The following is a 26,708-nucleotide window of genomic DNA, read 5'->3' as shown; positions in this document are numbered from 1 at the left end:
GCCCAGAGCGTTTTTGCTGATTGTTACTTTCCGTTGACATTGCTTTGCGCACCTTTCTGCGATGTATACGCAACTGCCTATTGTATTTGTATTTGCAATAGGCCCAAACTCAGTCACAACCAGCAAGATGTACCTGGGTCAGGCGTTATGAATTCCTGGAGAGAGGACTTCAGACCTCAGCCATCGGCAGCTTGCTGCCGCTCATGGCGTGGGATGAGTCCGTTCGGAAGGAATTCATAACGCCTGACCCCACCACAAATTATCTATTTTCGTACTGACCAGTCATGCCCGGGGGCTGTGTTATTAATACGCCAACATATCAATAAAAGCATCAATCCGCATGCGACTTCTCGCATCTATAGGCCCTGGTCGATCGCCTTCAAGGGTCAATATGGGCACATTGAGCCTTTGTCGCAAAATAATATCTTCGATTTGACGAAAGCAAAAGCTCTGCGTATAGTGAATAATGCCCGCAATATTCCGACGCTCAATTTCTTGCTCTATATCCCGGAGTCGATGAAAAATGGAGTAAGGATAGGTGTACTGCTGATACTGCTTGACCAAGTCAGAAACCTCAAAGGGCATGGACATGCCCGGTCGGGCACAACCAACGATGAAAATCAATATTTCCTGATCACATGGGGGTTACTTCATAGAGGGGCCTGGGCATCACGCTTTCCTCCGCTCTGGACTGGTCCCACGCTGTTACCGCCAGCAAGCTGGCGACAGCTGAGGTCCCAAGTCCCGCTCTGGAAATCGTGATGCCCAGGCCCAGAGCGTTTTTGCTGATTGTTACTTTCCGTTGACATTGCTTTGCGCACCTTTCTGCGATGTATACGCAACTGCCTATTGTATTTGTATTTGCAATAGGCCCAAACTCAGTCACAACCAGCAAGATGTACCTGGGTCAGGCGTTATGAATTCCTGGAGAGAGGACTTCAGACCTCAGCCATCGGCAGCTTGCTGCCGCTCATGGCGTGGGATGAGTCCGTTCGGAAGGAATTCATAACGCCTGACCCCACCACAAATTATCTATTTTCGTACTGACCAGTCATGCCCGGGGGCTGTGTTATTAATACGCCAACATATCAATAAAAGCATCAATCCGCATGCGACTTCTCGCATCTATAGGCCCTGGTCGATCGCCTTCAAGGGTCAATATGGGCACATTGAGCCTTTGTCGCAAAATAATATCTTCGATTTGACGAAAGCAAAAGCTCTGCGTATAGTGAATAATGCCCGCAATATTCCGACGCTCAATTTCTTGCTCTATATCCCGGAGTCGATGAAAAATGGAGTAAGGATAGGTGTACTGCTGATACTGCTTGACCAAGTCAGAAACCTCAAAGGGCATGGATCGGTATCAAGTTTATCATATTCATAATTTAACAAAGGGCATTTGTACTGTTCCATGGAAGCATCGATAAGCATTGACGTATGACCATTTTTCTGTTTTATACTTATGTTATTCAATTTTTGGAACTCCTTTGTAGAAAGACTTGTTGGTGTTGGGAACCGAACAAGGTCTACTCTTTCTACAATAGGAGTTTTTTTCATTTTGTAAAGAGTTTTTTTGAAAACAGCTCTTTTTTACTTTATTTTGAATAAAAGTAATCTTTTCCTACTCGTGCAAGGCTACTGGGGCGTGCCCAATGTCATAAACCTATGGTTCCATAAATAGGTTGGTTTTTATTAGGCTGTTAATCAATGTGGAATGAATAATTAAAAATGATTGACTTTTTAAATCGTCACCATATTATTTTGTATATCATTAATTGGTATATCAAATAAAGAATGGTGACGATTGTTTCTATGAAGACTTTTTTGGATGGATTACTACATACAGAGAAACTTATTGCTGATATTGTCTTTATGTGTGAAAATAGAATAAAACCCACTTATTTCACACGAGCAGTTAATTGTAAAATGACTTTTAATGATCTCATCTTATTTATACTTAACTATGTAAAAAAGACATTGCAATTAGAATTAGATTTATACTTTGAAAAAATCAAAGGGGTGGAATACACTATTACAAAGCAAGGATTCTCCCAAGCAAGACAGAAAGTTTCGCACGAAGCCTTTGTTAAAATGGGCGACAATATAATAACTTGGTACTATGGTGATGACGACTTTAAAAAATTTAACGGATATAGACTTTCTTCTATCGATGCATCAATTTTGGAAGTACACAATTCAGAAGAATTAAGAAAAGCTTTTGGTTATGCCGAAGGTAAGGATGTTAAGCTTGCACGTGCTAAAGCATCATGTATTTACGATATTGAAAATGACATGATACTTGCATCAGAGATTACTAAATATACCACTGGTGAAAGAGAAATTGCTATAAAACTGATTGAGAAATTAAAAACTTTGGGTCTAAAAAATGACCTTATTCTTTTTGACCGTGGATATCCCTCGAAAGATTTCATCGCATACTTAGAAAGTAGCAAAATTAAGTACCTAATGCGTGTGAAAGTTAATTCGATGACTGAGTTTAATTTAGCACAGGAACCAGATCAAATTATTGAGATTATGGTTAAAGGAAAACCAATTAAGGTTCGTCTTCTTCGATTCATGTTAGACTCTGAGATAGAGGAAGTTCTTGTCACAAACCTATTTGATGAAAGCCTGGGGATTCAAGAATTCAAATCGCTTTACTTCAAGCGTTGGGGGATAGAAGTAAAATTTGATGAATTAAAGAACAAACTTCAACTACAAAATTTCACAGGAGAAACGGAACTTGCTGTAAAGCAAGATTTTTATGCTTCCATGTACTTAGCAAATATGGCAGCGTTAGCGAAAAATGAAGTGAATGAAGAAATTACACAAAAAAATGAAGATAAAGATTTAAAGTATAAATATCAGGTCAATATAAACATTCTAATTGGTAAATTGAAAGATTCGTTAGTACTTATGTTACTTGAAGATAACACTGAAAAGCGAACGGCCATGTTTCGTAAGATTATGGATGAGCTGCATCGCAATGTAGTACCAATACGTCCTGGAAGAAGTAGCCCTCGCAATATGAGAGGTAATGCTAATAAAAATACTATGAATAAGAAGAGATCACTGTAAACTCATTTTCTATACAATACTGATCTGTTGAAAGTAATTAAACAGAGTTCATAGGGGCTTGTTATTTAATTCCAAAAGCAAGTCCCGGGCATTGTATTGTCATTTTTATTATAACGGCCTTTGCTATCATCCCCTATCGTATAGTTTTGCTAAAGCGAATGAGCAAAATTATCGTAGTATACGAGGATTTTAACGATAATTTTAAATTATTGGAAGCATAGGTTTATGACATTGGGAACGTACCACCAGATTTTAAGGTTTATTTGAAATGTTTAGATGTTGAAAATTATGAAGAACTGAAGTTTGGGCATATATTTGCAGAACAAAATGATAATATTGAAGAGTTATTTGAAAAGTACAGTGCAAATGCAATAGATTATTATGCGAAAAAATTCACTTTTATAAACCAAAGACTCGAGCATAGACCAGAGGTAAAGTATGATGCTGTAATATATTTTGAAGGAAATGAAGCTAAGCAATCATATAATCCACTTTTAAGAAAAAAGAAAAGTAAAACAAAAGGCTATTACAAGGTTCAAGACCGTTATGGAATTTGGTTGTGTAAAGATTTCATCCCTATACAAAGAGTAAACGAATGGATTAGTGGTTTTGGTGGAGGGACAAGTTCATATACTCTACTTCACGGATTTATTAATTGTCAAAACCTAAAACTAACAGCAAATCGTGGAACAATTGCAAATACAGAGCCACAAATAGTTGAAGAACTAAAAAAGGAACTTAATACTATATTAGAAAGCATAGATGAATTTCTATACAAAAAAGATATAAATACACTTCAAAAGTGGCAATTAGAAGAGAAAACATTAAGAATCGAAAATGTGGAGTTTAATCAAAGAAAAGAATCAATAGCAAAGAGAAGAATCTTAAAGATAAACGAAATTTCAGTGCTTGAACCAAAAAATGAATCGGAATTATTTGGTTTATTTATTATGATTTACACCATATTTCCAGATAAGTTCGACTTTGAACCATTAGATTATAATACAAGACAAGGAATAGATATTATAGCGAGAAATAAGACTGATAATAAAATATCAGATTGTGAATATTGGTATGTGGAACTGAAATATGTTTTAAGTAAAAACTTTAACCACTCTTTTTCGAATATCAGATGGATTATTTGTTGGGATTTTGAAAAGGATCTAAAACATGGCTCAATATTAATGTCCGATGTCCAAGATGAAGAAAGAGAATTGTATATAGGGAAAGATAAAGAAGGTAAAAATATTTATTATTTAGACAATCAAAGCTTACTAACGAAAATTAAGATAATTAGAATGAAGGAATTTATAGAAAAAAATTTAGGTTTGAAGTTCCAGAAACAATGACGATTCAGCTTTGGATAATCACTAGGAGGGGAATATTTGTCTAGTCTTACAGGACATCTTACTTGTGATGATTGCAATTATAGCTTTGAGTGGATGGCTATGATACCTGAGTATATGTTAACAAGAAGCTACACTGTTCATATTTTAAATAAGCCTATAGCTAACATTTACGGTTTTAATGAAAATGAATACAGGCTTTGCATTTACTGCCCGAGTTGTGGAAAAAACTTGTTTTTTGTTTATGAAAGATGAGGAGGGGTGCTTTTGAAACTTGAAGAATTCTATAGTCGTCTTAGCAATAAAAAAAATAATGTATCCATTGAAAGAATATCTTCTGAGTTTAAAGAGCTAGGTCTAGAAAACTTTTTAATGGTAACAATGAATGAAGAAATGGAGATTTGGGATTCCACAGAGAAGGAAATAAAAAACTTGGCTACTTCTCCTAGGAAAGCTGATATAGAAGAATGGTTAAGACCTTTACTCAATGATATAGAAAAGTATAAGAATGATAACCTTATTACTATGTTTTTTAGTTATTTACCTAGGAAAAATTATTACATAGCTGTTGAAGTGGCAAATAGAGCTTCTATTTTTAAAACTTTGCCCAATCTAGTACCAGATGACACCAGTATTAACCATATGATTTGTTTTGAAAAACGAGAGTTTAAAAATATCTTATTACTATCCAGACTTATACCTTGGAGTATTGGAGCTCAGGGTTTAATAGGCTATAGAATTTACGGAAGTGATTTATCTTTTATTACAGACTTGGCATCGTTTAATGGTAAACCAACCATATTTCCAAAACCAAATGATTTAGTTCATTTTTGCGGAAACATGTTTAGACGTGATACAGATCCTTATAAGATAAAAGAAACTAGAGAGATAATTGAACAAATAATGAAAGAAAATGTTTTTGACACGGAGTTAGAAATGTCATTCTTCTTGAGAGAGAAAATAATGGTTCCTATTCAAGAAGAATACGAAAAAACAGAAAAATTCATTAGAGAACATATTAATGATGAAAATTGCGACATATGGAAAGCAGAAAAAGAGCAAATTTATACTGACTTAGTTAAATCAAACAAAATACATGTTAGATGGGAATCCGAAAAAAAATTATTTGACCTCGTAGCAAAGTATTTTGAAGATGCGATTTTTCAACATCGACCATCATGGTTATGTCCTCAATCTTTAGATATTTATATTCCAAGTCTTAGATTAGCCTTTGAATATCAGGGATTACAGCATTACGAACCTATAGATTTTTTTGGGGGAGAAGAAAGCTTTAAACGAAGAATTGAATTAGATAGTAAGAAGAAAGCTTTGTGCAAGAAAGAAAATGTAACATTAATTGAGTGGCATTACAATGATACTATCACAAAAAAGGTATTATTTAACAAAATCAAACAAAGCGGTTTAAGTGTTTAACAATTATATATAAACTATAGCTTTGATTAGATACTTATAATGCGAGGATAAATTGAGCAAAGTGAAGCTACTCACTTGCAAGAACATGTTTCCTAGCGATCATAAAAACATTTTTAGAGTTACCACGATTTACGCCAAGCATTTTTTCCCAAAAAAGAAAGTGACTTTAGCCTTATTGAATGGGATTTATGGTCGCTTTCTTTTTTTGTATATTTATTCTAAATATTCACTAAGTTGGACGTTGCTAACTACTAATAAGACAACTAAATTTATTACTCGACATACAAAATAGTACCGAATTTATACAAAAGCCACATGGAAATGAAAAAGAAGGTTATATAGTACTTATAATGTATAAATTAAGTACTATTTGTTTTTGGGAGGGATTAAAATGACAAAGCGGAGATTGCCCACAATCGTTACAAAAGAAGAGGTGCGGAAACTAATTAGTGTAATTAACTGTCGTTGTATGACTGGAAAAAGAAATCTAGGTTTAATACTCCTCATGTATAGGTCAGGACTTAGAGTCTCAGAAGCAGTAGGGCTAAGAACAAGTCAAATTCAGTGGGCAGAAGGCCAAATAAGAATAGTAGGTAAAGGAGATAAGGAGAGAGTCGTGCCTTTGGACTATCCAACAATTGTTGCCTTACGGGATTGGAAAGAAGTAAAACCAAAAGGGTCAAAGACATTTTTATGTACACTAGAAGGGAACCCTGTGAATCCACGATATGTCAATGCCATGTTAGAGCGGTACTGCAAACGAGCTGGAATAAAAAGAGTTCATGCACATATGCTACGTCATACTTGTGCCACGGAGCTATTGAACGACGACTTTAATATCCGTGAAGTTCAGGATATCCTCGGTCATGCAGATATACGGACTACGCAAATATATACCCACGTGAACCCTATAGAGCTTAGAGGGAAGATGAAACGGAGAGTTTTATAATCATCACTTTTCTCTAAAACCGAAAAACGAAGATAAATTACAAAAATAAAGACAAGCCATCACATCATACCCTGTAGCAGGGGGTGGGTGCGATGGCTTTATCTGTGCGAATAGTGGAAGGTGAACGCACAAAAATAAACAAATTGAAGTGCTACTACTATTTATATAAAAAATACATCAAAAAACATAAAGAACAAGAAAAAGAAAGTAAGCCAACAAACCATAAAAAGTAAAATATTTCCGCTACTATAATGACTTTAATATCGAAATCCTCATGCACTTACGGGCCATGAAGAAAACGCGCGGTGAAGTATCTCTTCACGATCCCATTGGCGTTGACAAAGAAGGCAATGAGATTACTCTTATCGATATTTTAGGTTCCGACGGCGACAGCGTACCTGATATCGTCGAAAGCGCTCTCGAACAAGCGAGATTGCTCAACAAGATGAAAAAACTAACGAAAAGAGAACGTTACGTTCTAGAATTACGGTACGGACTTCTCAGTGGTGTTCGGCAAACGCAGCGTGAGATTGCTAAGAACTTAGGTATTTCACGATCCTATGTTTCCAGGATTGAAAAAAGAGCAGTACAAAAGTTGATGAAAGATTTAGGGACAGAAGGGGCCTAGCTTCGACCGACTCAAGTAAAAAATCTCTCAGCTTGATAGCACTGCTACTGCATTTTCTGTTTGAGGGCGAGTTGTTCCAACTGAAGTATACGGCCCTTCAGCCCTGCACATAAAGCATTGGTTCTTGGCTCATCAATGTAGGGAGAAGATGAAAGCAATGCTCGGAATTCCTCGTCTAGATCTTGGAGGGCGGAAAAATCCACCCAATCAAGATTGCCTGCAAGGACAATCTGTTGACTGTGAGTAGCCTTGAAGGGCTGACAAGGCACATCGCTTTGCGGCAGAATGGCTCTACTCACTTGATCGTGCCACAGACTTGTTCCACTATCAAAAATCGGCGCGGGACCCTGCCAATGTAAAGTTTCTACGTTTCGGATGCAGCCAAAGTTATTGAAGTGCCGGTCTGTGTTTACAATCAGGAAATCAAAGACTAGCAGATAGTCCAAAAATTCCTTCATACCTGATATGCCTAAGTGGTCGCAACATAACAAGAAGTGCTCGTAGAAAGAATGATGATTTTGCTTTTTTCGGCTCTTGAAAATGTTGTAGGCGCTAACCAGCTCCGTATCCGGTGTGACTATATTCGAGCAGACGCTGTAGGGGACGTTGTTCTCCCAGATCAGATGGTACGGAACATAGGTCGCACCGTTCAGACGCTTGTGCAAGGAGGTGGCAAGGACCTCGTTTAAAGGTTCTTGCTGGAATGGATTGCTTCCGGATTTGATGAGGACCCGTTCCCCAGCGAGAATCTTCCACTTCTTTTTCAGCCATCCGTCGGAAGTATTGCAAGGCGAGAGCAAATCTAGCTCACCGATTTCTGGTGCCTGACCAAAGAGAGCGTTCCCTACATCGTCCGAAAAAGTATTCTCGAAAAAATTAATATTCTCCCATTTCAAAGGCTGCTCTATGGGGTTGATCCAATACTGGTCTGACAGGCTCAAGCCATAGCACTTGGTGAGAAGCTGCTCCGTATGGGATACATTTAAAAGGGCAAGCGCTTTCCGTATACCGGAACGGCTGGCTGGAATAGAACGTCCGCGCCACCAGTCATTGAGGCTTTTTCTGTCTGGAATCCCCCTGGTAATCTGGATACCCACTGGAAGATAATCCGGATGAAGCACCTGACCGACCTTTATGATAGCGGACGTTTCCTCGTCAATGCTCAGTTCCACAACGGGCCTATACTTATTCATAAGTGTATAGTTCATCCGCTTTACTTCCCTTCCCACAGCTTTATCAATGTAATATTATACCTCTTTTTCACAATTCAGACAAGAAATATAACCAAGGCATTCCGACCTTGGCAGCGATAAAAAAAGGACCCTCGGCTCGTCAGCCTGAAGGGTCCTTTACCTTACTTAGAATTCAAATCTTCAATTGAATCAATATCCATATAAGCAGGAACGACCAAACCAATGCGCGTTCCTACCATATTCACACCAAGATCTTCAAAGCGACCTTCGAATTCACTGTAATAGTCCGCATGAGTCGTTGGCAACCAGGCTGCTACCATAGCATCGGCACTGCCATCGGCTACGCCAGCCCACATGGGACCAGGCTCTACTTGACGCAACGTCACATCGTAACCAACAGTCTCTAGAACTTGCGCAATCACATTGTTACTAGCAATTTCAGAATCCCAAGCCACATAGGCGAGAGTGAGCCTATCACCGTCTACGGCTTCTACACCTTCGGTCCAGGTTGCTACAGTTTCAGCATTGTCGGCAATCCAAGAAGCGGCTGCCTCAGTAGGCTGCATTCCATCTTCCACCATCACCATAATAGAAGCCATGTCATCAGGCGTCCAAGCAAAACGATCCAGCACTTCATAGGCAGCAGGATGATCATCCTTCAAGCCTAGGCGAACAATCGTATGTACGAACTCCTCATCGCCATAAATGCCTTTCGGATCGTCAAGATACTTGAGATCGAACTTAGAAAATTTCCAGTGTGGTGTCCAACCTGTTACAATAATGGGCTCTTCGTTGTTGTAAGCCCGCGTTAATGCGGCAGTCATGGCAGGACCGGACCCCGTCTGTACACGCCAGCCATCTAACTCATACTCTTCAAGCACTCGATCGGTGGCTCTCATTAGGCCTGCACCAGGATCAATTCCTGTAATCTGATAATTAACTTGTGCACCGATCGAAGCATCACCATCGACAGTTCCTTCCTGGCCACAGCCAGCCAAAGCAACGGCAAAACCTACCGTAAGTGCGAGTGTCATTAGCTTTTTCTTACCTTGTAAAAACGAAATTTTCAAAGCTAGAACCCCTTTCTACTTCTTTTTTATATTTTGAGTAAACCGATCCAGCACAATGGCAAGTACGACAATGGCTAGACCAGCCTCAAAGCCAGAACCAATTTTTAATTGTGTTACAGCCCGGTACACCTCTTCGCCAAGGCCTGGAGCGCCAATCATAGAAGCAATGACGACCATTGACAGTGCCAACATAATGCTCTGATTCACGCCAGCCATGATCGTCGGCATAGCCAGTGGCAACTGAACTTTCAACAACTTTTGCTTTGCTGTAGAGCCAAAAGCATCAGACACTTCAACCAGATCAGCCGGCACTTGTCGAATCCCTAGGTTGGTCAATCGAATCGTTGGAGGCATAGCAAAAATCACAGAAGCTACAATGCCAGGTACCACACCGAGACCAAAGAAAAAGATAGCTGGAATGAGATAAACGAAAGCAGGCATGGTCTGCATAAAGTCAAGAATGGGTGTCACCACATTGCGGACACCATCTCGTTGCGCTGATAAAATCCCTATTGGTACACCGAGGAGCACAGATATGGCCACAGCCGTTAAGACAAGAGCAAGCGTATCAATGGTCTGCTTCCAATAACCAATGTTTTCAATAAAGAGCAAACCGAGACCCGTGAAGAGTGCAAATTTCCAATCACGAACATACCAAGCTAGAGCAGCAAGTGCTGCAATCAACACAATAGAAGGAAAGAAAGACATCATAAAAACAAGGAGTTCAACAAAGTTTTCCAAGTGCTTTGACAAAAAGCGGAAAAAGCCCTCAAAATGCGTAAGGAAAAAGTCAAGCACCGCTTCGATAGCTCGATCTACCGGAATTTTTGGCAAGAGCTCACCCATGGCTAGCCCACCTCTCTTTCCGGAAGAGCTTGACTATCCTTTTCATTCTTACGTTGACTTTCTTGATGTAGTTCTTGGGGTGTAGCGCCTTGTCCCTCCTGCAAATCTTCTAGACTCTGTTTTTCTAAAACTTTATCAAAAGAAAGAGCTTCTTTATTTCCCGCTAGAGCGCCGAGAATGACGCCTTTAATCAATAGACCTTTGATTCTACCTTGGTCATCCACAACAGCAACGGGCACGGGTGAGGTTGAGACCCTGTCGAATAAATCAGAAAGAAGGGTGTCCAAAGAAACAGTCGGAACAGAGCGAATCAATATATCTTGTAAGGACAAGCCTTTTTCGATTGCCTTGGAAGCATCTTGTGCTGTGATCACGCCGTGAAGAACTTGTTTTCGATCGACCACATAAATCGTAGAGATACCTCGTTCACGCATTAACTGCAAAGCTACACGAGGTCCTTTGTCAAGACCCATCGTTTCAGGGCGATTCATGACATGACCTGCTGTTAAAACGCGGGAGAGATCAATATCTTCTACAAATCGCTCTACATAAGAATTAGATGGATTCATTAATATCTCTTCTGGTGAACCCAACTGCACGATTTTGCCATCTTTCATTAAGGCAATGCGATCGCCAATGCGCAACGCTTCATCAAGATCGTGGGTAATAAAGATGATCGTTTTTTCCATCGTCGCTTGCAAAGATAAAAGCTCGTCTTGCATATCTTTTCGAATGAGCGGATCTAAAGCGCTAAAAGCTTCATCCATCAAAAGTATATCGGGATCGTTGGCCAGTGCCCTTGCTAGGCCGACTCTTTGTTGCATACCGCCACTTAATTCATCGGGATAGGACTCTTCCCAACCTTGCAAACCTACAAGATGAAGTGCTTCTTGCGCTTTTTCTTTCCGTTCAGCTTCCGCCATACCCTGAATCTCTAAGCCATAGGCAGCATTAGCGAGCACTGTGCGATGAGGAAGAAGAGCAAAGCGTTGAAAAACCATACTAATCTTTTTGCGACGCAGTTCTCTCAACGCGTCCTCTTTCATCGCAACAAGGTTGGAACCGTCTATGTAGATCTCACCAGAAGTCGGCTCAATCAAGCGATTCAACATTCGAAGCAACGTAGACTTTCCACTGCCCGATAAACCCATAATCACAAAAATTTCGCCGGGTTGCACCTCAAAGCTAACATTGTGTACACCTACGGCTACACCTGTTTGCTCTAAAATATCCTGCTTGCCCAGTCCTGCATCGATAAGCTGTAAAGCTTTTTTCTTTTGCTTGCCGAATAACTTGCTTACATTTTGAACTTTAATTTTCGCCAATTTTTTATCACCTTCAAACTTCTTCGCCAGTAAACGTAAGCCATAAAGCTTGGTCGTACTGGCAAAAATACTAGGAATCTCGGAATCCAGAGCAGAAACACAGGTCTAGATAGCAAGTACAGTAAAAGTGATGTATTTTTTACCAAAACTATCGAACCTTTTTAATTATAAGAGACAAGCAATAAAAAGATCAAAAAGCATATAAGGTTCATAAGGTCTGAAATTTTTGTACAGAATAAACTGTACAAAGCATAAGTCCCTTCACCGTACATATCCTCCAGATTCCTATCCATTAAAGGAAATGTTGCTACTTTACATCAAACAGCGGGATCAATTAGAATCAAAAGGGTGTGTAGGAAAAAATCTCATCTATTAATCGATCTATATACAATGAAAGAGGCAAACTGTAGAAGGCAATGGAGCGAGATAATGAAGGAGGAAACAACAGTGGATGCACAAGAGCGCATCGAAAAAGCGCGGGAAAGAGTCGTAGAAGCTCTTTCTAAGAATATGGACCTCTATGGCGTAACTCCTTCTATCGGTCGACTCTACGGTATCCTCTATTTTAACGATGGACCGATGACGCTTGAAGAAATGAGCGAAGCCCTGGGCATGAGCAAAACGAGCATGAGCACAGGTGTAAAAACGTTAACAGACCTCAAAATGGTCGAAAAGACATGGAAAAAAGGCGTTCGAAAAGATCTCTACCGTGTCGAAGAAGATTGGTATGAAACGTTCAGTCATTTCTTTTGTATCAAGTGGCGCAAAAGCAGTGTTATGAACCAAGCCGCCATAGAACGCTCTCTCTCAGAACTTCAAGCTGTGATCGCAGACGAAAGAACACCTGATGAGTTAAGAGAAAAAGCACAACGAGATGTAGCCCGACTTGAAGAAGCTCAACAGTACTACCAATGGCTGAATCGGCTTGTTGATGCTTTTGAAACGGGTGAAATTTTTAAGTATATTCCTCGTTAGCTAACCAGTCATGCCCAGTCGGGCACAACCAACGATGAAAATCAATATTTCCTGATTACGTTGGGGTTACTTCATAGAGGGGCCAGGTCATCACGCTTTCCTCCGCTCTGGACTGGTCCCACGCTGTTACCGCCAGCAAGCTGGCGACAGCTGAGGTCCCAAGTCCCGCTGCGGAAAGCGTGATGCCCTGACCCAGAAGGTTTTTGCTGATTGTTACTTCCGTTGGAATAGCTTGGCGAAACTTTCTTCTATCCGCAACTACCTATTGTATTTGCAATGCAATAGGCCCAAAACTCAGTCACAACCAGCAAAATGTACCTGAGTCAGGCGTTATGACTTCCTGGAGAGAGGACTTCAGACCTCAGCCATCGGCAGCTTGCTGCCGCTCATGGCGTGGGATGAGTCCGTTCGGAAGGAATTCATAACGCCTGACCCCACCACAAATTATCTATTTTCGTACTGACCAGTCATGCCCGGGGGCTGTGTTATTAATACGCCAACATATCAATAAAAGCATCAATCCGCATGCGACTTCTCGCATCTATAGGCCCTGGTCGATCGCCTTCAAGGGTCAATATGGGCACATTGAGCCTTTGTCGCAAAATAATATCTTCGATTTGACGAAAGCAAAAGCTCTGCGTATAGTGAATAATGCCCGCAATATTCCGACGCTCAATTTCTTGCTCTATATCCCGGAGTCGATGAAAAATGGAGTAAGGATAGGTGTACTGCTGATACTGCTTGACCAAGTCAGAAACCTCAAAGGGCATGGAAAACTGTCGCTGCACCTCGTTAAACACAATCTGGGCACCTTGGTTTTCAATATAATCGTATAGATCATAGGAGATGGGTGGTACGCCTACATAACCAAGGCGCACCGCCCCTTTTTGTTCTTGTCCAATTGCAGCTTGTAGCATATGTTCAAGAAAGGCTTCATACTGATCAGGATTGCCGTCAAAGTCGGAACAGCCAACCAAAGCCTGATGATTGTTCTTCCCATCGATAGAACCTTTTTGCCAGGTCCACGTATCGATTTGGTGAGCTTTTTGGCGTATTCTATCAAGCTTTTGCTTCCATAGATAAACGCTATCCCAATCTGTATGAAGCGCTTTTATAAGTTTTTCTATCTGCAATTTGAGCAGATCATAATCTCCATCATAGGGAAAGGCAAAAGGAATCACTTCAATTCCTGCAGCTTGCCAAGTTTCCATCAAAGCATGGGTGTTAGAGCAGTCCCCTTGTGTGACGGCTATAACCTGCTCGATCTCTTTTGATTCCAACAGAGTTGTATAGAGTCCTTTGATCCAACCACAGATGTTCCGTGGATAACCAGCCTGTTCTGCTTTTTCTACTGCTTCATTTGGTTTTTCTCCGGCAATAAACAGATTGTTTAGATCAACAGGCCTCAAACCAGCTGCATAGACAACTTCTATTGGTATGGTTGTTGTAATTCCAACTTTTTTGCTCATATCGTCTTGTACCGCCCAAATCACACTTTCAAATTCCAAGTCTTTCTTCGATAGATTCTACGCAGTGCCATCTTTCAGGCTGTTGCAGATATGAGCTGTGGAGCAGCTCCATCTAAGATTCCATGGAGAGAAACTTGGCGAATATCCGTTAAAAGATGCATTCCAATGAGTGGTCCACCGACCTGACGAAATGCCTGTAAATCGCCGCTAACGTAATAACGATGACAAGGTTTTCCATAGCGGCTATCACGAGCTGGTACGAGACCACTTTCGATCAAAGCTATTCCTCTAGCGACTGTTTGTCGAGCTGGATCGATCAAGTGAATGTTATCACCAATAACTTTGCGAATCGATGGTTCTAAATAGGGGTAATGGGTACATCCTAAAATAATTGTGTCTACCGATGCATCCATCAAGGGCTGAAGATAGAGACGAGAAGCTTGTTCTGCTTCTGCTGATAAATATTGGCCCGATTCAACCAAAGGCACATAGCGTGGACAAGCTTGACCTATTACCTGGATGGATCGATCGAGTTCTTGAATGCGCATGCTGTGAGCACCTTTTCGAATCGTTGCTTCTGTAGCAAGAACACCGACCCGTCCGTTTTGAGTAATACGAACTGCTTCTTGTGCACCTGGATCGACTACGCCTATGATCGGTACTGGGAAACGCTCTTGCAGCATTTGTAGTGCCAGAGAAGAACTTGTGTTACAGGCTACGAGGATCATCTTGGCACCCTGTGACACGAGAAAAGCGGTAATCTCAGTCGCAAAGTGAATTAGTTCTTCTGCAGGACGAGGGCCATAAGGTACATGAGCTGTATCGGCATAATAAAGAATCTCTTCATGGGGAAGTTGGCGAAATATTTCTTGAGCCACTGTTAATCCGCCAACACCTGAATCAAAAAGTCCTATAGGTTGGCAACGTCTCAAAAGACCTCACTCCTAGCCAAAAGGCGCTAAATCGTCCGTTTAAACCATAGCATATAATATGCTTGGTGAAAAGAAAAGTTACCAACGAAGGAAGCACGTGAGAAAAAAACTCACGTGCTTGTTTATCTGTTACCATTAGGGCTGTTCAAAATGCCGTTCTAATGCTTCTGCAATAGAGCGGGCTGATCTTTCTCTGATATCTTCTTGTTGTAACAATCGCTCTTCTTCTAGATTAGAGATAAATAAGATCTCTACAAGAACAGAGGGCATTTTGGTCTCTCGTAAGACAACAAAGTTCGCTTCTCTAATGCCAATATCTCTTCGCCCTAGTTCTTGTACCAGAGCTTGTTGAATCATAGAAGCAACTCGTACTCTCTCACTTTTTTGTCCTTGCAAGGAACCGGAAGCATAGTAAAAAGTAGCAATGCCTCCTACATCTTTGTTAAAGTGGGCATTGTTGTGTATGCTTACAAAAAGATCGGCCTGGGCAGAGTTGGCCACTTCCGCTCGATAATGCAACTCATTGGAAATAGCGATATCGCCATCTCCACGCCGTGTCAGAATAACAGTCGCGCCCCGAGCTTTCAAGTGCTCTTCCAGTCGTAAGCTTATATCCAGACAAATATCTTTTTCCTTCGTCCCCAGTTGACCTACCGCACCAGGATCAATAACGTTCCAACGAAGATTTAAGTTGCCATGGCCAGGGTCAATAACGATGGTCTTACCCGTCAAGCTAGAAGAGTTTAGATAACTCTCAGGTGTAATTCCTACGTTGTTTTCTGGCGCAGTCGGATTATAGCCTCCTCGACTGGCTTCACCAACATTTCTTCGATTCTCCATATCGATGTCTGCTTGGACTGGCTCCTGTGGAGAAAGGGGTTCTGCTTTTGCTAACCAGGAAGCTAACCAACCAATAACCTGCCCCTTTTCCAACACTTGATACCAATTATCTTGTACTTGCTGAAGTTCAAAGCTTTGACCTTTCGGCACAGTCTTTATAATGCTGTATTCCCAGCCCGGTCCGCTTCGAATATTGGTCGAATACTCTGTTGTGATCAACCAAGAACCCTGGTCTACGCCAAAGCGACTATCTCTTTCTTTAGAATCATCATATGTAGGATTTTCATCTTTGAAATCCTTTGGTTCTTCTTTCTTTACATTTTCTTCTGGAAATTGTAAGAGCCATTGTGCTATCCAGCCATGGGAGCCATTATTCATACGAATCTGCGACCATTGATCTTGACTTTTTATGACTTCAACGACCTGCCCGGCCCGGTATGTAGTGAGAATTGAATAGGAAGTGCCAGGGCCGGAGCGGATATTGACAACTTGTCCATTTACAACAGCTCTTGTATTTTTCTGTTCTTCTGGCAATAGAGAGTTCTCCATCTCTATTGGCAAATCCTTTTTCTCTGGTCTTAATTCCTTCTGATCTCCTCTTAGTTCTTGCTGCTGGTTTAACATTTGCCAGCTAGAATGAATCCAACCTGGTGATGCGCCATTCTGCCCTGCTTCTGCCATCGTAGAAGCAAGGGGAGACAGTAACAAGACACCTCCTAGTAATAGCGTTATCATTTCTTTTTTCATTCAACACTTGCCTCCTGCTTAAAAAAATGCGAGTTATTTCTCACATCCCCATCCCCATCTCACTCACTTGATGAATTGCTACAATCAGCAATCCTTACCAAAAAGATTCGCATCTATGACCATTTTTTTGTCGAATTGGTTCTTAAATGCCCTGCTTCTATCATAAAGTAGATCAAAAAAACCCGCAACCATCGTCTGAATTTTGACGACAGTTGCGGGCTTTTTTTTCTTATTTATACATAAAAATCATGGTTATTCCGCAATCATAGCATTATGTCTAGCCATAGCCTGAGAGACATCCATATGACCAGCAATACTTTCTATGATCTGACCTTCAACCAGAAACTGCACTTTTTCTACCGTTGGAAACTGGGTAAGTGTATTTACGATGGAATACACTGTCAAGGTCTCTCCGGCTGAACCACCCTCATGATTCGTTTTAAACTCTTTGCTTAAATCAATAATACAAATTCCATCCCGAATATTAATATCCAATAACCTTGTACCGGTTGGAACGGTTGGTGAGGCATCTTGTGTCAAGTTTGGTCCTTTAATCAGCTCTTGCACAGCCGAGCGAGCCAGGCTTTCTGTTTTGGGTATCGATCTTTCTTCGGCAACGAGATTTTGTCCTTTCGAATCAGCAAAGTAGAGCGTTAGTATGTATTGCTCCCCTAAGAAAGGAGGATTGTCCATATCGAGCTCTGCACTTTGCTCAAAGGTCTCTTGTTCCATAACGACTGTTCCTTCTGTCGGTATAACGCCTGTTTCTTTCGCTTTAAAATCTTGTTTCATAGATACATACCGATCTATGGCCTGGCATCCTCCAAGACCAAAAGCAATAACCAGCGCTGTGACAAGCAAGATAATACCTGCTGACCAGCTTCTATCTTTGTCCATGACCACTCGTCCTCCCTTATGAAACTCTTTTGTTTCATAGATATGGACAAGTCATCCCTTATATTCCCATTTTTTGATTTTGCCCTTTTTAGTGGTGATGAATGAAGGAAACAGCAACCATGCAAAGGGCTCCGATTAAGGCACCTGTGTAAGCCCAGAAAGGGCTATTTTTTCTCGCTTCAGGCCATAGCTCATCCCAGACAAGATAAACCATTGCACCACCTGCTAAGGCTATCAGTTGTGCCAACACTTCTGTCGATATAGCAAGTAAGCCAAAGCCAAGTAAAGTGCCAAGTGGCGTAAACAGTGACATAATGACTGTGAGCAAAATAATTTTCCAGGCCCGTAAGCCACTCATGCGTAAAGGTGCCGCTGTAGCAATCCCCTCAGGAATGTTGTGTAGCCCAATGGCCAAGGCCACAACCCAACCAAGATGAACTTCTGCAGCAGCCCCTGCGGCTATCGCAATACCTTCGGGAAAGTCATGCAATGAAATGCCAATCGCAATCAAGTAACCCATTTTCCGTAAAGGTGCCATGGTTCCATTTCCTAGGGTCGATCTTGTGAGGCGAGTTAAAAGTAGATCGGCTATTGCAATCACTATGAAACCCATGACAAAACCGGTTGCCATAGCACCTAGCCCACCCCACTGCCAGGCCGTCGGTAATAGATCGAGGGCAACGACAACTATCATTACACCACTGGCAAAGCCAAGAAAAGCACTAAGTTTTTGGGGTTGCAGATTGGGCCACCATAAGACAACAAAGGCACCTAGCGTTGTGGCAAAGCCAGCTACAAAGCTCAGCAGCAGCATGGGCACAATTAAGTCTTCTAGAGCACCTCCCACGATACCCGCTCCCCTCTTCTTCTTGCTCTCTTATATATGTGTTTTTTGATGAGAGAAGACCCTGGAGAAAGGATAAAATAAAAAGAAAACCCCAGTGTATCACTGGAGTTTTCTTTACTATAAACCGAGTAACTCTCTTAGCTTTTTCGATTGGCTACGACTGACAGGAACCTCGCTTTTTTCGAGATCATCCACAATAAGTGTGAATGTTCCGTTAAAAAAAGGAACCACTTCTTTGGTTTTTTCTAAATTCACGAGATAGCAACGATGACAGCGGAAAAAATGCTGTCCCTGCAGGCGTGTCTCTAATTCTTTTAAAGTGTACTTGGTGATAAATTGCTCTCCTGCTGTTTTTATATAGACAGCATCTTTGTCAGTAAAAGCATATACAATTTCACTTTGGTTAAGAAGAATGGTTTTCCCATTTTTCTCCACGGGAATGATTCCTAGATAAACATTTTTTTGCAAAGACATGGAAGCACTTGATTTAGACTGATTTTTTGCCTTAAAGCGTTTGATTTTACGAATGCTCTCATCGATACGTTCTTCGGCAAAAGGCTTTAACAGATAATCAATGGCATCAACTTCATAGGCTTTCAAAGCATATTGTTCCGACGATGTCACAAAGATAACAAGAGGTGGGTTCGCAGATTCTTTTAATCGGGCACAAAGGTCCAACCCATTTCCACCAGCAAGCTCTACTTCTGTGAAAATCAATGCATAGTCGATATGTTCGAGTAAATCAAAGGCTTCCTGGGCAGAGGATGCTTCACCAACGAGCTGGATCAGATCGTATTTTTCTAACTGTTGTCGTAGCTTCTGACGGGCCATGTGCTCTTGATCGACAATCAAGGTTCGTAATCTCATCACCTGCTCCCCCTTGTGTGTACAGTTCCTGCTCCCTTTTCTCTTTACTTTTGTAATTAGACATGGAATACCAGATTCCTTCTTAGAAGCTTTGGGAAAACCATAGAGGACACAAGGCAGGGAGGCTATTATGTCTTTTTTTTCTGTAAATCGACGAACTTTATTTTTTTTATTGTTAGCCGGCCTGGCGACAGGACTGGTGAATGGTCTCGTTGGCATAGGTGGGGGGACCATTGTCATTCCAGCCCTTGTCTTTTTTCTGAGTCTGGCACAACATCAAGCCCATGGAACTTCCTTGGCAGTCATTTTACCTACCTCACTCACCAGCGCTTTAATTTACTGGTATCATGGTTTTCTGCCTCTTCAACTTACTATCGTTGTCGCCCTTACAGGTATGGTTGGCGCTTATCTAGGTGCTCGCTTAATGAATCACATCTCACCAAAGAATCTTCGCCTTCTATTGGGATTATTTATGATAGTAGCAGGAGTAAGAATGTTATGGCCATTTTCTTAGGAATCATCGGCCTTCTTGCCGGTGTTTTAAGCGGTTTGGCTTTAGGCGGCGGCACACTGCTTGTGCCTTCACTTGTCATTTTGCTCGAACTCGGACAACATCAAGCCCAAGCCATTGCACTAGCTGCCTTTTTACCCATTTCTACGGTAGCCATTATTACGCATTTTAAAAATGGCAACGTAAAGCCCCGGCTCGCTCTTTTACTAGCGTCCGGGGCTGTTGTAGGTGCCTTAATAGGAGCAACACTGGCTTCCCATTTGCCAGCACCCTTCTTGCGTAAAATTTTCGGAGGTTTTTTAGTCGTTATGGGTATTTATGAAGTAGTAAATCATCGGAAAGCCATTTCAAAGAAAGGTAAAAAACCTTAAGTTCTTCTATCTCACATCAACAAGCCAAAAACCTTCTTCATGCCATACCCGCTCCCCCTCATAAGGAGGCGGATCCTTATCCATCCAAACAAGATAAGCAGCACCTTCTGCTCGAGCTCGTTCCAGATAGGTATCATTAAAAAGAGTTGGCTCAATAAACCATCCAAAGCGTCTGCTATGAAAAAGGGTCCGCGGGGTCCCTTCAACGATTAAAAGCAAATCTTCTTTGTCCGTGATCTCATCGAGCTTACTTCCGACTTGCAAGACCTTTTCATCGACATTGTACCAAAGTTCGTAGCGCCATGGTTCACCTTGCAACCACCATTGTGGCAACCACCAATGATAGGTGTTAACGACGAGATAAGAGCCTCCTGCTAAAAAAAGCCAAAACAGTACAGTATAGCGTATCTTTTGCCAGCTTTGCCGCCAAATCCAGCTATTCATATCTTGAAATCGCTCTGATTCCGATAATGCAGCTGCCACCAGAAGAGCAACAAGTGGTATAGCAACAAGATAGTAATATTGTAATAGATTTAAGACGTTGCTGCCTGCAAGCATAAAAAAAGCCGTTAAACCGACGATCCAGGGGAGAATCCACTTCCAAGCATCGCTACTGAAGGCGCGCCATAAGCCTACGAGGACAGGCAACAAAAGAGCCGGCGTAAAAGTATAGAAGAACAGACCACGAGCAACATCATTAAACCAACCTAAAGGGATCCCTTGCTCTAACAGACGACCGGCAAAGCCAATGGTAAGACCTGATACAAAAGGATGCTGCGCAATGCCATGGATAGACCATATATAAGCTGCCGTAAATGCAATCGGGAAAAAGAGGTACGCTGCGGCAATATACCAGTTGCGGTCCGAATAAAACCACCATATTGCTAGCGGGAAATAGAAAATAAGAGCCGGTGGTTTCACAAGAACAGCTAGCGTTAACCAAAAACATCCGAGTACAGCATGAAAAAGAGAGCCCTTATTCCGCCAAGCTAAAAAATTCGCAAGACCCGCTAAGGCCAGTGCAATCATCGGAACGTCGGGTTGATAAGAGCGCGAAAAATAAACATACGTTGGATGTAAAGCGAGTACAAATGCAGCAGCAAGGCTTGCCCAAGTACCCCAAAAATGATGAGCAATTCGATAAATTGATAGAATAGACCAAATAGAAAATAAAACAACAACAGAACGTGCTATCCAAACAGCTTCTCCTCCCCAGAGGTGATAGAGTAAAGCTGTAATAAAGGGCAGCAAACCAAATTCAAGCTCTGCATAATTGGGTGGTGCACCATAGTAATGAAGCTGCGGTCGCAAAATATTCATTTCTAATTCATAAAAATGACGAGCCACAGCCGCTGTATCGCTCTGGCGCCAACTGTGAAAGTCAGCAAAAGGCACATCAATGCCTTGCAAGCGGAGCAATAAAGCGACGAAAAGAAGTCCTCCTAACAACCAAGGTGCGAAAGGACTATGTAACCCTTGTAAGTCGGGTTGGAAACCTAGCTTTGCGCGATCAAAAATACGCCTAAACAAATAACTAGCACCCCACTGATCCGAATCAAGGTAATCGTTTCACCGAGTAAAGCCCATGACAAAAAGAGAACCAGTACATAACCAAGGCTCACCATAGGATAAGCAAGACTAAGTTCCACCTTAGAAATCGCTACAATCCAGAGTAAGGAGCTCATTCCAAAAAGTAAAAATCCCCCAAGGATCAGGGGATTTTTAACAATCTGTAAGAAACCTTGTACAGCCATTGTCCCCAGGGGAGCACCTTCAGGAAAAGCTAGCTTATTCGCACCGAGTTTAAATAAGACCTGACCACCTGCGCCCATAAATATAGAAAGTAGAATAATGGGAAGACCATCACCTAAGCTGTGTTTCATGAACGATCATCCAACCTTGCAGCTTTTCTAGCCAAAAATAGATATTGAAAAACCGTCTCCAGAACAGGCATCTTGCTAGGTCCTGCTTTGCGATCATAGCGCAACACCAAAGGTACTTCGGCAAATTGAGGTCGAAAAGGTCGCAATTTTAGTAGTATCTCGGCCATACAGTCAAAGCCACGAGCCTCTATAAACTGTGAGCCAAAGCGCTCAAAAGCCTGCTGCAAAAGACCGACACGATAAGCGCGATAACCAGAAGAGTAATCTTTGACGCCTTCTAAACCAAATAGAACACTTAGAAAAGTTGAAGCGCCCCAAGACATAAGCCGACGATATTGAGACAACCCAACTTGTTCACCGCCTTGCTGATAGCGGGAAGCAATGACTACATCAGCCCCCTCATTCATTTTCTTCAACATAGCAGGAATATGATTGGGGTCATGGGTATCATCAGCATCCATGGTAACGACAACATCATTCGGTGTCCCTTTTTCACAAATCCACTGCAAGCCTGTCATCATCGCACAGCCTAACCCTTTGTTCTCACCATGCCGTATTACTTTTACATCGAGTACCTCACTAAAGCTTTCTGCAATCGCCGCTGTCTCGTCTTGTGAACCATCGTCAACAACAACAATTTTCAGATCTTCATAATCCCGACGAAGGCTGTGAAATTTTTGCAATAGCTTTGGCAAACTAGCTGCTTCATTGTAAGCCGGTAGAAGAATATACAGGGCCGTTGCCCTCCTTATACGTCATTTCTTTCTCAAGTTATATTATCAAAAATTACCATGGGCTGTCCAAGGTTTTTTTAATAGACTTCTCTTATTATGTACACTCACCAGAGATATACACCTGTTAATTGAAAAGATAAGCAGCCGAATATTTACCAAACATGAAAAACTGATATAAGCAGAAGAATAAAATAATTACTTTCAGTACCTTGGGAAGGATGAGTAGATTGGGCCGTTTACAATGCTTGCAACAGCTATCTTTCGAGCCCTTGCCCCACCAGGTACAAGCAGCATGGAAAGCTCTTTATCCAATGGCTGGTAGAGCCATTCTGGCCGATGAAGTCGGATTGGGCAAAACAATTGAAGCAGGCCTTTTTGCCAAAGAGTTACAACATCGAGGACAAGCACAAAAAGTTTTGATTCTTACACCCGCCAACTTAACAGGCCAATGGGCCCATGAAATGCGCAGCAAATTCGAATTCCCTTGCTGGGTAAACAAACGGGATTATGGATGGAACTGGCATCCTTTTGTTGTTGCTTCATTAGATCTGGCCAAACGGTCGCCTCATGCAGAGCTTATTCAATCTATCGAGTATGATATTGTAATTATTGATGAGGCCCACAGGCTTAAGAACCCACGAAGTAGCAACTATCAATTCGTTCGATCGATACGATGCCGCAACCTCTTGTTATTAACTGCAACACCTGTGCAAAACGATCTCAAAGAGCTTTATCATCTTGTCGATCTCCTTCGCCCTGGCTACTTCGGCGTCTTTCGAGATTTTCAAAGCGCCTTTATGAAGAACAAGAGAGAACCAAAAAGTCCTAAGGAGTTACAAGATATCCTTGCCGGAGTTATGGTTCGTCATCATCGCCATGAATGTGAAGTAAAACTACCACCAAGAAAAGTTCATCTACTACCTCTTGAGCTGACCGAGCCAGAAAGAGTGCTCTATAATGCTGTCGTACAATATCTACGAAGCGAATTTCAACGTCGTAAAGAAGAGAAAAAAAGTGTCCTCGGTCTATTAACCTTGTTACGCGAAGTCTGCTCTAGCTCTTTTGCAGCTTTAGGGACAATTGAAGCAATGGGCTTGACAGAATTAATACCTCTTGCCAAAAAAATTCGCCATAATGCCAAAGGACGTGTAGTTACAGAATTTATCAAAAACAGCAAAGACAAAGTAATTATCTTTACGGAGTATCTTCAAACTTTGGACTACCTAGCCATGCATTTGCAAAGTGACGGGATTCCCTTTTTAACGTACCATGGTGGCTTAGGTAGATGGACCCGCTCTATTACCCAAAGTGAATTTTACCAGAGTGACATCCCAGTCCTTCTTTCGACAGAGTCTGGTGGTGAAGGAATTAATCTTCAATTCTGCCATCAAGTGATCAACTACGATCTACCCTGGAATCCTATGCGTTTAGAACAAAGAATCGGCCGCGTTCATCGCCTTGGACAAGAGAAAGACGTCCATGTCTACAACTTAAGTACACGCAATACCATCGAGGAATATATGCTAGACTTGCTGAACGAAAAAATCAATATGTTCACAACAACGGTCGGTTCTTTAGAGCAGCTTTTATATAGTCAAGAAGCAAGTCAAAAGATGGAAAAAGAAGTTCTTGAACATCTATTAGAAATTCAAACAGAACAAGAAAAAAGAGAGCCGAAGTCCCCTCTACAGAGGCCCTTAACTCCCTTTCAACCATCTACAGCACCACTTTTTCTTTTATAAGGCCATCGCCGAAAGCCTTCACCAAAGACTTCGTGAACATCGCTGATAATCATAAAAGCTGTTGGATCTACTTCATAGACAAGTGCTTTGAGACGAACGAGTTCGCTTCGACTTACCACACAGTAAAGAATGTCCTTCTCCTGTGCTGTATAGGCTCCACGGCCTACAAAAACAGTAGCGCCTCTGCCCATCTTGCTAACGACTTCTTCTCCAATAATCTTGGTTTTCTTAGAAATGATCGTAGCAGCTTTGGCCGAATAAGCACCTTCCTGGACAAAATCAATCACTCTTGTGGCTACAAAGACAGCAACGAGCGTATACAGAGCAACAGTCAAGCCAAAAAAAATGCCTACTGCAACAATCACTATTGTATCAACGAGCAACAACCCTCGCCCAATCGGCCAGCCTCCGTAATGATTGATAAAGCGAGCTACAACATCAGCGCCGCCTGTACTACCTCCGAGATAAAAGATAATGCCAAGGCCAAGACCAACAGCACCACCACCGTATAAAGAAGCCAAAAGCAGGTCTTCCGTCATCGGTGCTTGATAATGCTTTGTCAGCTCAATGGCCAGTGATACAAAGACTGTACCCACAAGGGTTTTCCAGGCAAAATCAGATCCTAAAAAACGCCACCCTGCTATAAACAAAGGCAAGTTCAAGAGAAGATAAGTAAGCCCTACAGGCCAATCAAAGAGATAGTGTAAAATCAGTACGACACCAGTGAGGCCGCCTTCTGCTAAACGATTGGCAATAATAAAATAGTTAAGGCCGAAAGCAAAAATAAAAGAACCGAGGGCAATCCCAGTAATCTCATAGGACCATCTTTTGATACGCTTTTTCCAAATATTCATTCGTCAACTCGCCTGCATATGATCTATCGACTTCTGTCTGATAGATTGCCCAGCTTGTTAACGTTACAATCTATTAGCGAAATACTTCTTCAATAAAAACAGTTTTTTCTGTGATAAGGTTGTACTCAATCGGCTCAATAACACGACTGCGCTCTTCAAGAACTCGAATTACAGGACGCATCGGCATAGAGCTGTTCTGATCGACAACAACACCAACTTCTCCTGTAGACAGACGCACCGAAGAACCGGTTGGGTAAGCAGCGATGCTCTTTAAGAAAAGCCGCACCAATTCTACATCAAGACGAGAGCCAGCCTGGGCCATAAGATATTCGCAAGCTTCGTGAGGCAACAAGTTACGGCCTTCTAAACCACCGTTGACCAAGTTGTCATAAAGGTCACAAACTGCCGTAATACGACCAAAAAGGTGAATCTCCTCACCAGCAATGCCTCGTGGATAACCTGTACCATCTACATGTTCATGATGTTGATAGGTCACATGGGCCGATAGCAAGTTAATATTTCCATTTTTCCTTAAAAGCTCAAAGCCTTTCGTGGTATGTTCATTGAAGCACTTTCTTTCATCCTCTGTCATTTTCAAAAAGCTTTTAGCAGCAATCTCTTTGGGGAGCAAAGTAATGCCTACGTCATGCAGAAGAGCTCCTGTAGCTAGATCTGCAAGCCTAAAGCGATCAAGTCCACAAGCAATGCCCAGTAAAGTACTAAGAACACAAACTTGAACACTATGAGCCATCAGTTGGTTCTCATTCGTTCGAATATCAGGAAAGCTAATTAATACTCTGTGATTGGCTGTTACTTCTTCTATGACTTGATGAACCGAGTCTTTAAGTTTTTTACTTTCAAAGTTCTTTCCACTGCGAATCATGTCCGTGGAATCTTTTAAACCGCGTAACACTTTTCGTCGAGTCTCTTCGGTGACAACATCTCGAATCTCTATATCGCTAAATCTTTCATCTCTCACGTATAAGGCAGTCATGCCAAGATTTCTCAATTTAGAGATATATCCTGCTGACAATACAACGCCTCGCCCCAAAAGAACTTGGCCATCCGCTGCGAATATAGGTCGTTCAAGAACATCACCAATATTGACATAATCAATGCCTACTTGTCGCACAGTATTCCCTTCTTTCCTCTCTCCCACATAATATAGCA

24 protein-coding genes and 2 pseudogenes are annotated in these 26,708 nt (G+C 41.6%); 9 read left to right on the top strand and 17 right to left on the bottom strand.

The features are described from left to right. Positions 1 to 303: 303 nt before the first annotated feature. Both FTV88_RS15105 and FTV88_RS15100 read right to left on the bottom strand, forming a co-directional pair. A complete protein-coding gene (locus FTV88_RS15105; RefSeq protein WP_368277400.1) occupies positions 304 to 624 on the bottom strand; it encodes a 2-hydroxyacyl-CoA dehydratase family protein in 321 nt (106 codons plus the stop codon). A 448-nt stretch (positions 625 to 1,072) separates the two neighbouring features. Further along, on the bottom strand, positions 1,073 to 1,333 hold the full coding sequence (locus FTV88_RS15100; RefSeq protein WP_368277399.1) for a 2-hydroxyacyl-CoA dehydratase family protein: 261 nt from the start codon (positions 1,331 to 1,333) through the stop codon (positions 1,073 to 1,075). Positions 1,334 to 1,812: 479 nt separating this feature from the next. On the opposite strand from FTV88_RS15100, the gene FTV88_RS15955 reads away from it, so the two are divergent. From FTV88_RS15955 to FTV88_RS15070, 6 genes and pseudogenes are all read left to right on the top strand, one after another. After that, positions 1,813 to 3,078, top strand: a complete 1,266-nt coding sequence (locus tag FTV88_RS15955; protein ID WP_243137196.1) for an IS4 family transposase — start codon at positions 1,813 to 1,815, stop codon at positions 3,076 to 3,078. A 263-nt stretch (positions 3,079 to 3,341) separates the two neighbouring features. Further along, on the top strand, positions 3,342 to 4,427 hold the full coding sequence (locus FTV88_RS15090) for a hypothetical protein (protein WP_153726367.1): 1,086 nt from the start codon (positions 3,342 to 3,344) through the stop codon (positions 4,425 to 4,427). Positions 4,428 to 4,691: 264 nt separating this feature from the next. Next, on the top strand, positions 4,692 to 5,858 hold the full coding sequence (locus FTV88_RS15085; protein ID WP_153726366.1) for a PDDEXK family nuclease: 1,167 nt from the start codon (positions 4,692 to 4,694) through the stop codon (positions 5,856 to 5,858). Positions 5,859 to 6,249: 391 nt separating this feature from the next. Next, positions 6,250 to 6,807, top strand: a complete 558-nt coding sequence (locus FTV88_RS15080) for a tyrosine-type recombinase/integrase (protein WP_153726365.1) — start codon at positions 6,250 to 6,252, stop codon at positions 6,805 to 6,807. A 92-nt stretch (positions 6,808 to 6,899) separates the two neighbouring features. Next, positions 6,900 to 7,040 (top strand): hypothetical protein, encoded by a 141-nt coding sequence (locus FTV88_RS15075; RefSeq protein WP_153726364.1) that lies wholly within the window; start codon positions 6,900 to 6,902, stop codon positions 7,038 to 7,040. A gap of 32 nt (positions 7,041 to 7,072) precedes the next feature. After that, positions 7,073 to 7,435, top strand: a pseudogene (locus FTV88_RS15070) (sigma-70 family RNA polymerase sigma factor); the annotation flags it as partial. Between the two features lie 44 nt (positions 7,436 to 7,479). Here FTV88_RS15070 and FTV88_RS15065 read toward each other — a convergent pair. From FTV88_RS15065 to FTV88_RS15050, 4 genes are all read right to left on the bottom strand, one after another. Continuing rightward, complete coding sequence (locus tag FTV88_RS15065) at positions 7,480 to 8,643, bottom strand: HipA domain-containing protein (protein ID WP_153726362.1); 1,164 nt, start codon at positions 8,641 to 8,643, stop codon at positions 7,480 to 7,482. A 146-nt stretch (positions 8,644 to 8,789) separates the two neighbouring features. Then, positions 8,790 to 9,698 carry a glycine betaine ABC transporter substrate-binding protein gene (locus FTV88_RS15060; RefSeq protein WP_279236878.1) on the bottom strand — a complete coding sequence of 303 codons (909 nt, stop codon included), beginning with the start codon at positions 9,696 to 9,698 and terminating at the stop codon, positions 8,790 to 8,792. Between the two features lie 15 nt (positions 9,699 to 9,713). Then, entirely contained in the window at positions 9,714 to 10,544 is an 831-nt protein-coding gene (locus tag FTV88_RS15055) for an ABC transporter permease (RefSeq protein ID WP_153726361.1), read from the bottom strand. Positions 10,545 to 10,546: 2 nt separating this feature from the next. Beyond that, positions 10,547 to 11,869, bottom strand: a complete 1,323-nt coding sequence (locus FTV88_RS15050; RefSeq protein WP_153726360.1) for a quaternary amine ABC transporter ATP-binding protein — start codon at positions 11,867 to 11,869, stop codon at positions 10,547 to 10,549. A 447-nt stretch (positions 11,870 to 12,316) separates the two neighbouring features. Here FTV88_RS15050 and cudC point away from each other — a divergent pair, with 447 nt between their 5' ends. After that, the gene (gene cudC, locus FTV88_RS15045) at positions 12,317 to 12,844 is read left to right on the top strand and encodes a choline uptake/conversion transcriptional regulator CudC (RefSeq protein ID WP_243137194.1); all 528 of its coding nucleotides are present in this window, start codon (positions 12,317 to 12,319) and stop codon (positions 12,842 to 12,844) included. A gap of 488 nt (positions 12,845 to 13,332) precedes the next feature. Here the strand turns inward: cudC and FTV88_RS15040 are convergent, their stop codons facing one another. The 6 genes from FTV88_RS15040 to FTV88_RS15015 all read right to left on the bottom strand — a co-directional run bounded on the left by FTV88_RS15040 (position 13,333) and on the right by FTV88_RS15015 (position 19,443). Beyond that, on the bottom strand, positions 13,333 to 14,313 hold the full coding sequence (locus FTV88_RS15040; RefSeq protein ID WP_153726684.1) for a 2-hydroxyacyl-CoA dehydratase family protein: 981 nt from the start codon (positions 14,311 to 14,313) through the stop codon (positions 13,333 to 13,335). Positions 14,314 to 14,387: 74 nt separating this feature from the next. Then, on the bottom strand, positions 14,388 to 15,245 hold the full coding sequence (gene murI / locus FTV88_RS15035; RefSeq protein WP_153726358.1) for a glutamate racemase: 858 nt from the start codon (positions 15,243 to 15,245) through the stop codon (positions 14,388 to 14,390). Between the two features lie 135 nt (positions 15,246 to 15,380). Continuing rightward, complete coding sequence (locus FTV88_RS15030; protein WP_153726357.1) at positions 15,381 to 16,832, bottom strand: N-acetylmuramoyl-L-alanine amidase family protein; 1,452 nt, start codon at positions 16,830 to 16,832, stop codon at positions 15,381 to 15,383. Between the two features lie 252 nt (positions 16,833 to 17,084). Then, positions 17,085 to 17,729, bottom strand: a complete 645-nt coding sequence (locus tag FTV88_RS15025) for a GerMN domain-containing protein (RefSeq protein WP_162008087.1) — start codon at positions 17,727 to 17,729, stop codon at positions 17,085 to 17,087. Positions 17,730 to 17,817: 88 nt separating this feature from the next. After that, positions 17,818 to 18,576 carry a ZIP family metal transporter gene (locus FTV88_RS15020; protein ID WP_153726356.1) on the bottom strand — a complete coding sequence of 253 codons (759 nt, stop codon included), beginning with the start codon at positions 18,574 to 18,576 and terminating at the stop codon, positions 17,818 to 17,820. 117 nt (positions 18,577 to 18,693) lie between these two features. Continuing rightward, the gene (locus tag FTV88_RS15015; protein ID WP_153726355.1) at positions 18,694 to 19,443 is read right to left on the bottom strand and encodes a LytR/AlgR family response regulator transcription factor; all 750 of its coding nucleotides are present in this window, start codon (positions 19,441 to 19,443) and stop codon (positions 18,694 to 18,696) included. 130 nt (positions 19,444 to 19,573) lie between these two features. On the opposite strand from FTV88_RS15015, the pseudogene FTV88_RS15710 reads away from it, so the two are divergent. After that, positions 19,574 to 20,325: pseudogene (locus FTV88_RS15710) on the top strand (sulfite exporter TauE/SafE family protein). 6 nt (positions 20,326 to 20,331) lie between these two features. Here the strand turns inward: FTV88_RS15710 and FTV88_RS15000 are convergent. Genes FTV88_RS15000 through FTV88_RS14990 form a run of 3 tightly spaced genes read right to left on the bottom strand, consistent with a single transcriptional unit; the run spans position 20,332 to position 22,936 of the window. Then, positions 20,332 to 21,855, bottom strand: coding sequence for an ArnT family glycosyltransferase (locus tag FTV88_RS15000; protein ID WP_153726352.1), 1,524 nt, complete (start codon positions 21,853 to 21,855; stop codon positions 20,332 to 20,334). Next, entirely contained in the window at positions 21,822 to 22,208 is a 387-nt protein-coding gene (locus tag FTV88_RS14995) for an EamA family transporter (protein WP_153726351.1), read from the bottom strand. Before FTV88_RS14995 ends, FTV88_RS15000 begins: the two co-directional genes overlap by 34 nt. After that, positions 22,205 to 22,936 carry a glycosyltransferase gene (locus FTV88_RS14990; RefSeq protein WP_279236998.1) on the bottom strand — a complete coding sequence of 244 codons (732 nt, stop codon included), beginning with the start codon at positions 22,934 to 22,936 and terminating at the stop codon, positions 22,205 to 22,207. The genes FTV88_RS14995 and FTV88_RS14990 overlap by 4 nt, the downstream gene beginning before the upstream one ends. Before the next feature lie 233 nt (positions 22,937 to 23,169). Between FTV88_RS14990 and FTV88_RS14985 the strand changes: the two genes are divergently transcribed. After that, positions 23,170 to 24,684: a DEAD/DEAH box helicase gene (locus tag FTV88_RS14985; RefSeq protein ID WP_162008085.1), complete on the top strand. Its 1,515-nt coding sequence runs from the start codon at positions 23,170 to 23,172 to the stop codon at positions 24,682 to 24,684. Here the strand turns inward: FTV88_RS14985 and FTV88_RS14980 are convergent. Beyond that, positions 24,651 to 25,538 (bottom strand): YitT family protein, encoded by an 888-nt coding sequence (locus FTV88_RS14980; protein WP_153726348.1) that lies wholly within the window; start codon positions 25,536 to 25,538, stop codon positions 24,651 to 24,653. The genes FTV88_RS14985 and FTV88_RS14980 overlap by 34 nt on opposite strands. 73 nt (positions 25,539 to 25,611) lie before the next feature. Continuing rightward, entirely contained in the window at positions 25,612 to 26,670 is a 1,059-nt protein-coding gene (locus FTV88_RS14975; protein ID WP_153726347.1) for an HD-GYP domain-containing protein, read from the bottom strand. Positions 26,671 to 26,708: the final 38 nt, after the last annotated feature.

It is taken from the genome of Heliorestis convoluta (assembly GCF_009649955.1).
Classification (GTDB): domain Bacteria; phylum Bacillota; class Desulfitobacteriia; order Heliobacteriales; family Heliobacteriaceae; genus Heliorestis; species Heliorestis convoluta.
The sequence above is the reverse complement of the archived record's forward strand: the minus strand, read 5'-3'. Positions and strand labels throughout refer to the sequence as shown.

Excerpts from the sequence above, each read along its gene's own strand:
- FTV88_RS15955 (WP_243137196.1), top strand. The coding sequence starts at position 1,813 with ATGAAGACTTTTTTGGATGGATTACTACATACAGAGAAACTTATTGCT.
- FTV88_RS15080 (WP_153726365.1), top strand. The coding sequence starts at position 6,250 with ATGACAAAGCGGAGATTGCCCACAATCGTTACAAAAGAAGAGGTGCGG.
- FTV88_RS15075 (WP_153726364.1), top strand. The coding sequence starts at position 6,900 with ATGGCTTTATCTGTGCGAATAGTGGAAGGTGAACGCACAAAAATAAAC.
- FTV88_RS15065 (WP_153726362.1), bottom strand. The coding sequence starts at position 8,643 with ATGAACTATACACTTATGAATAAGTATAGGCCCGTTGTGGAACTGAGC.
- FTV88_RS15055 (WP_153726361.1), bottom strand. The coding sequence starts at position 10,544 with ATGGGTGAGCTCTTGCCAAAAATTCCGGTAGATCGAGCTATCGAAGCG.
- FTV88_RS15040 (WP_153726684.1), bottom strand. The coding sequence starts at position 14,313 with ATGAGCAAAAAAGTTGGAATTACAACAACCATACCAATAGAAGTTGTC.
- FTV88_RS15030 (WP_153726357.1), bottom strand. The coding sequence starts at position 16,832 with ATGAAAAAAGAAATGATAACGCTATTACTAGGAGGTGTCTTGTTACTG.
- FTV88_RS15025 (WP_162008087.1), bottom strand. The coding sequence starts at position 17,729 with ATGGACAAAGATAGAAGCTGGTCAGCAGGTATTATCTTGCTTGTCACA.
- FTV88_RS15015 (WP_153726355.1), bottom strand. The coding sequence starts at position 19,443 with ATGAGATTACGAACCTTGATTGTCGATCAAGAGCACATGGCCCGTCAG.
- FTV88_RS14995 (WP_153726351.1), bottom strand. The coding sequence starts at position 22,208 with ATGAAACACAGCTTAGGTGATGGTCTTCCCATTATTCTACTTTCTATA.
- FTV88_RS14980 (WP_153726348.1), bottom strand. The coding sequence starts at position 25,538 with ATGAATATTTGGAAAAAGCGTATCAAAAGATGGTCCTATGAGATTACT.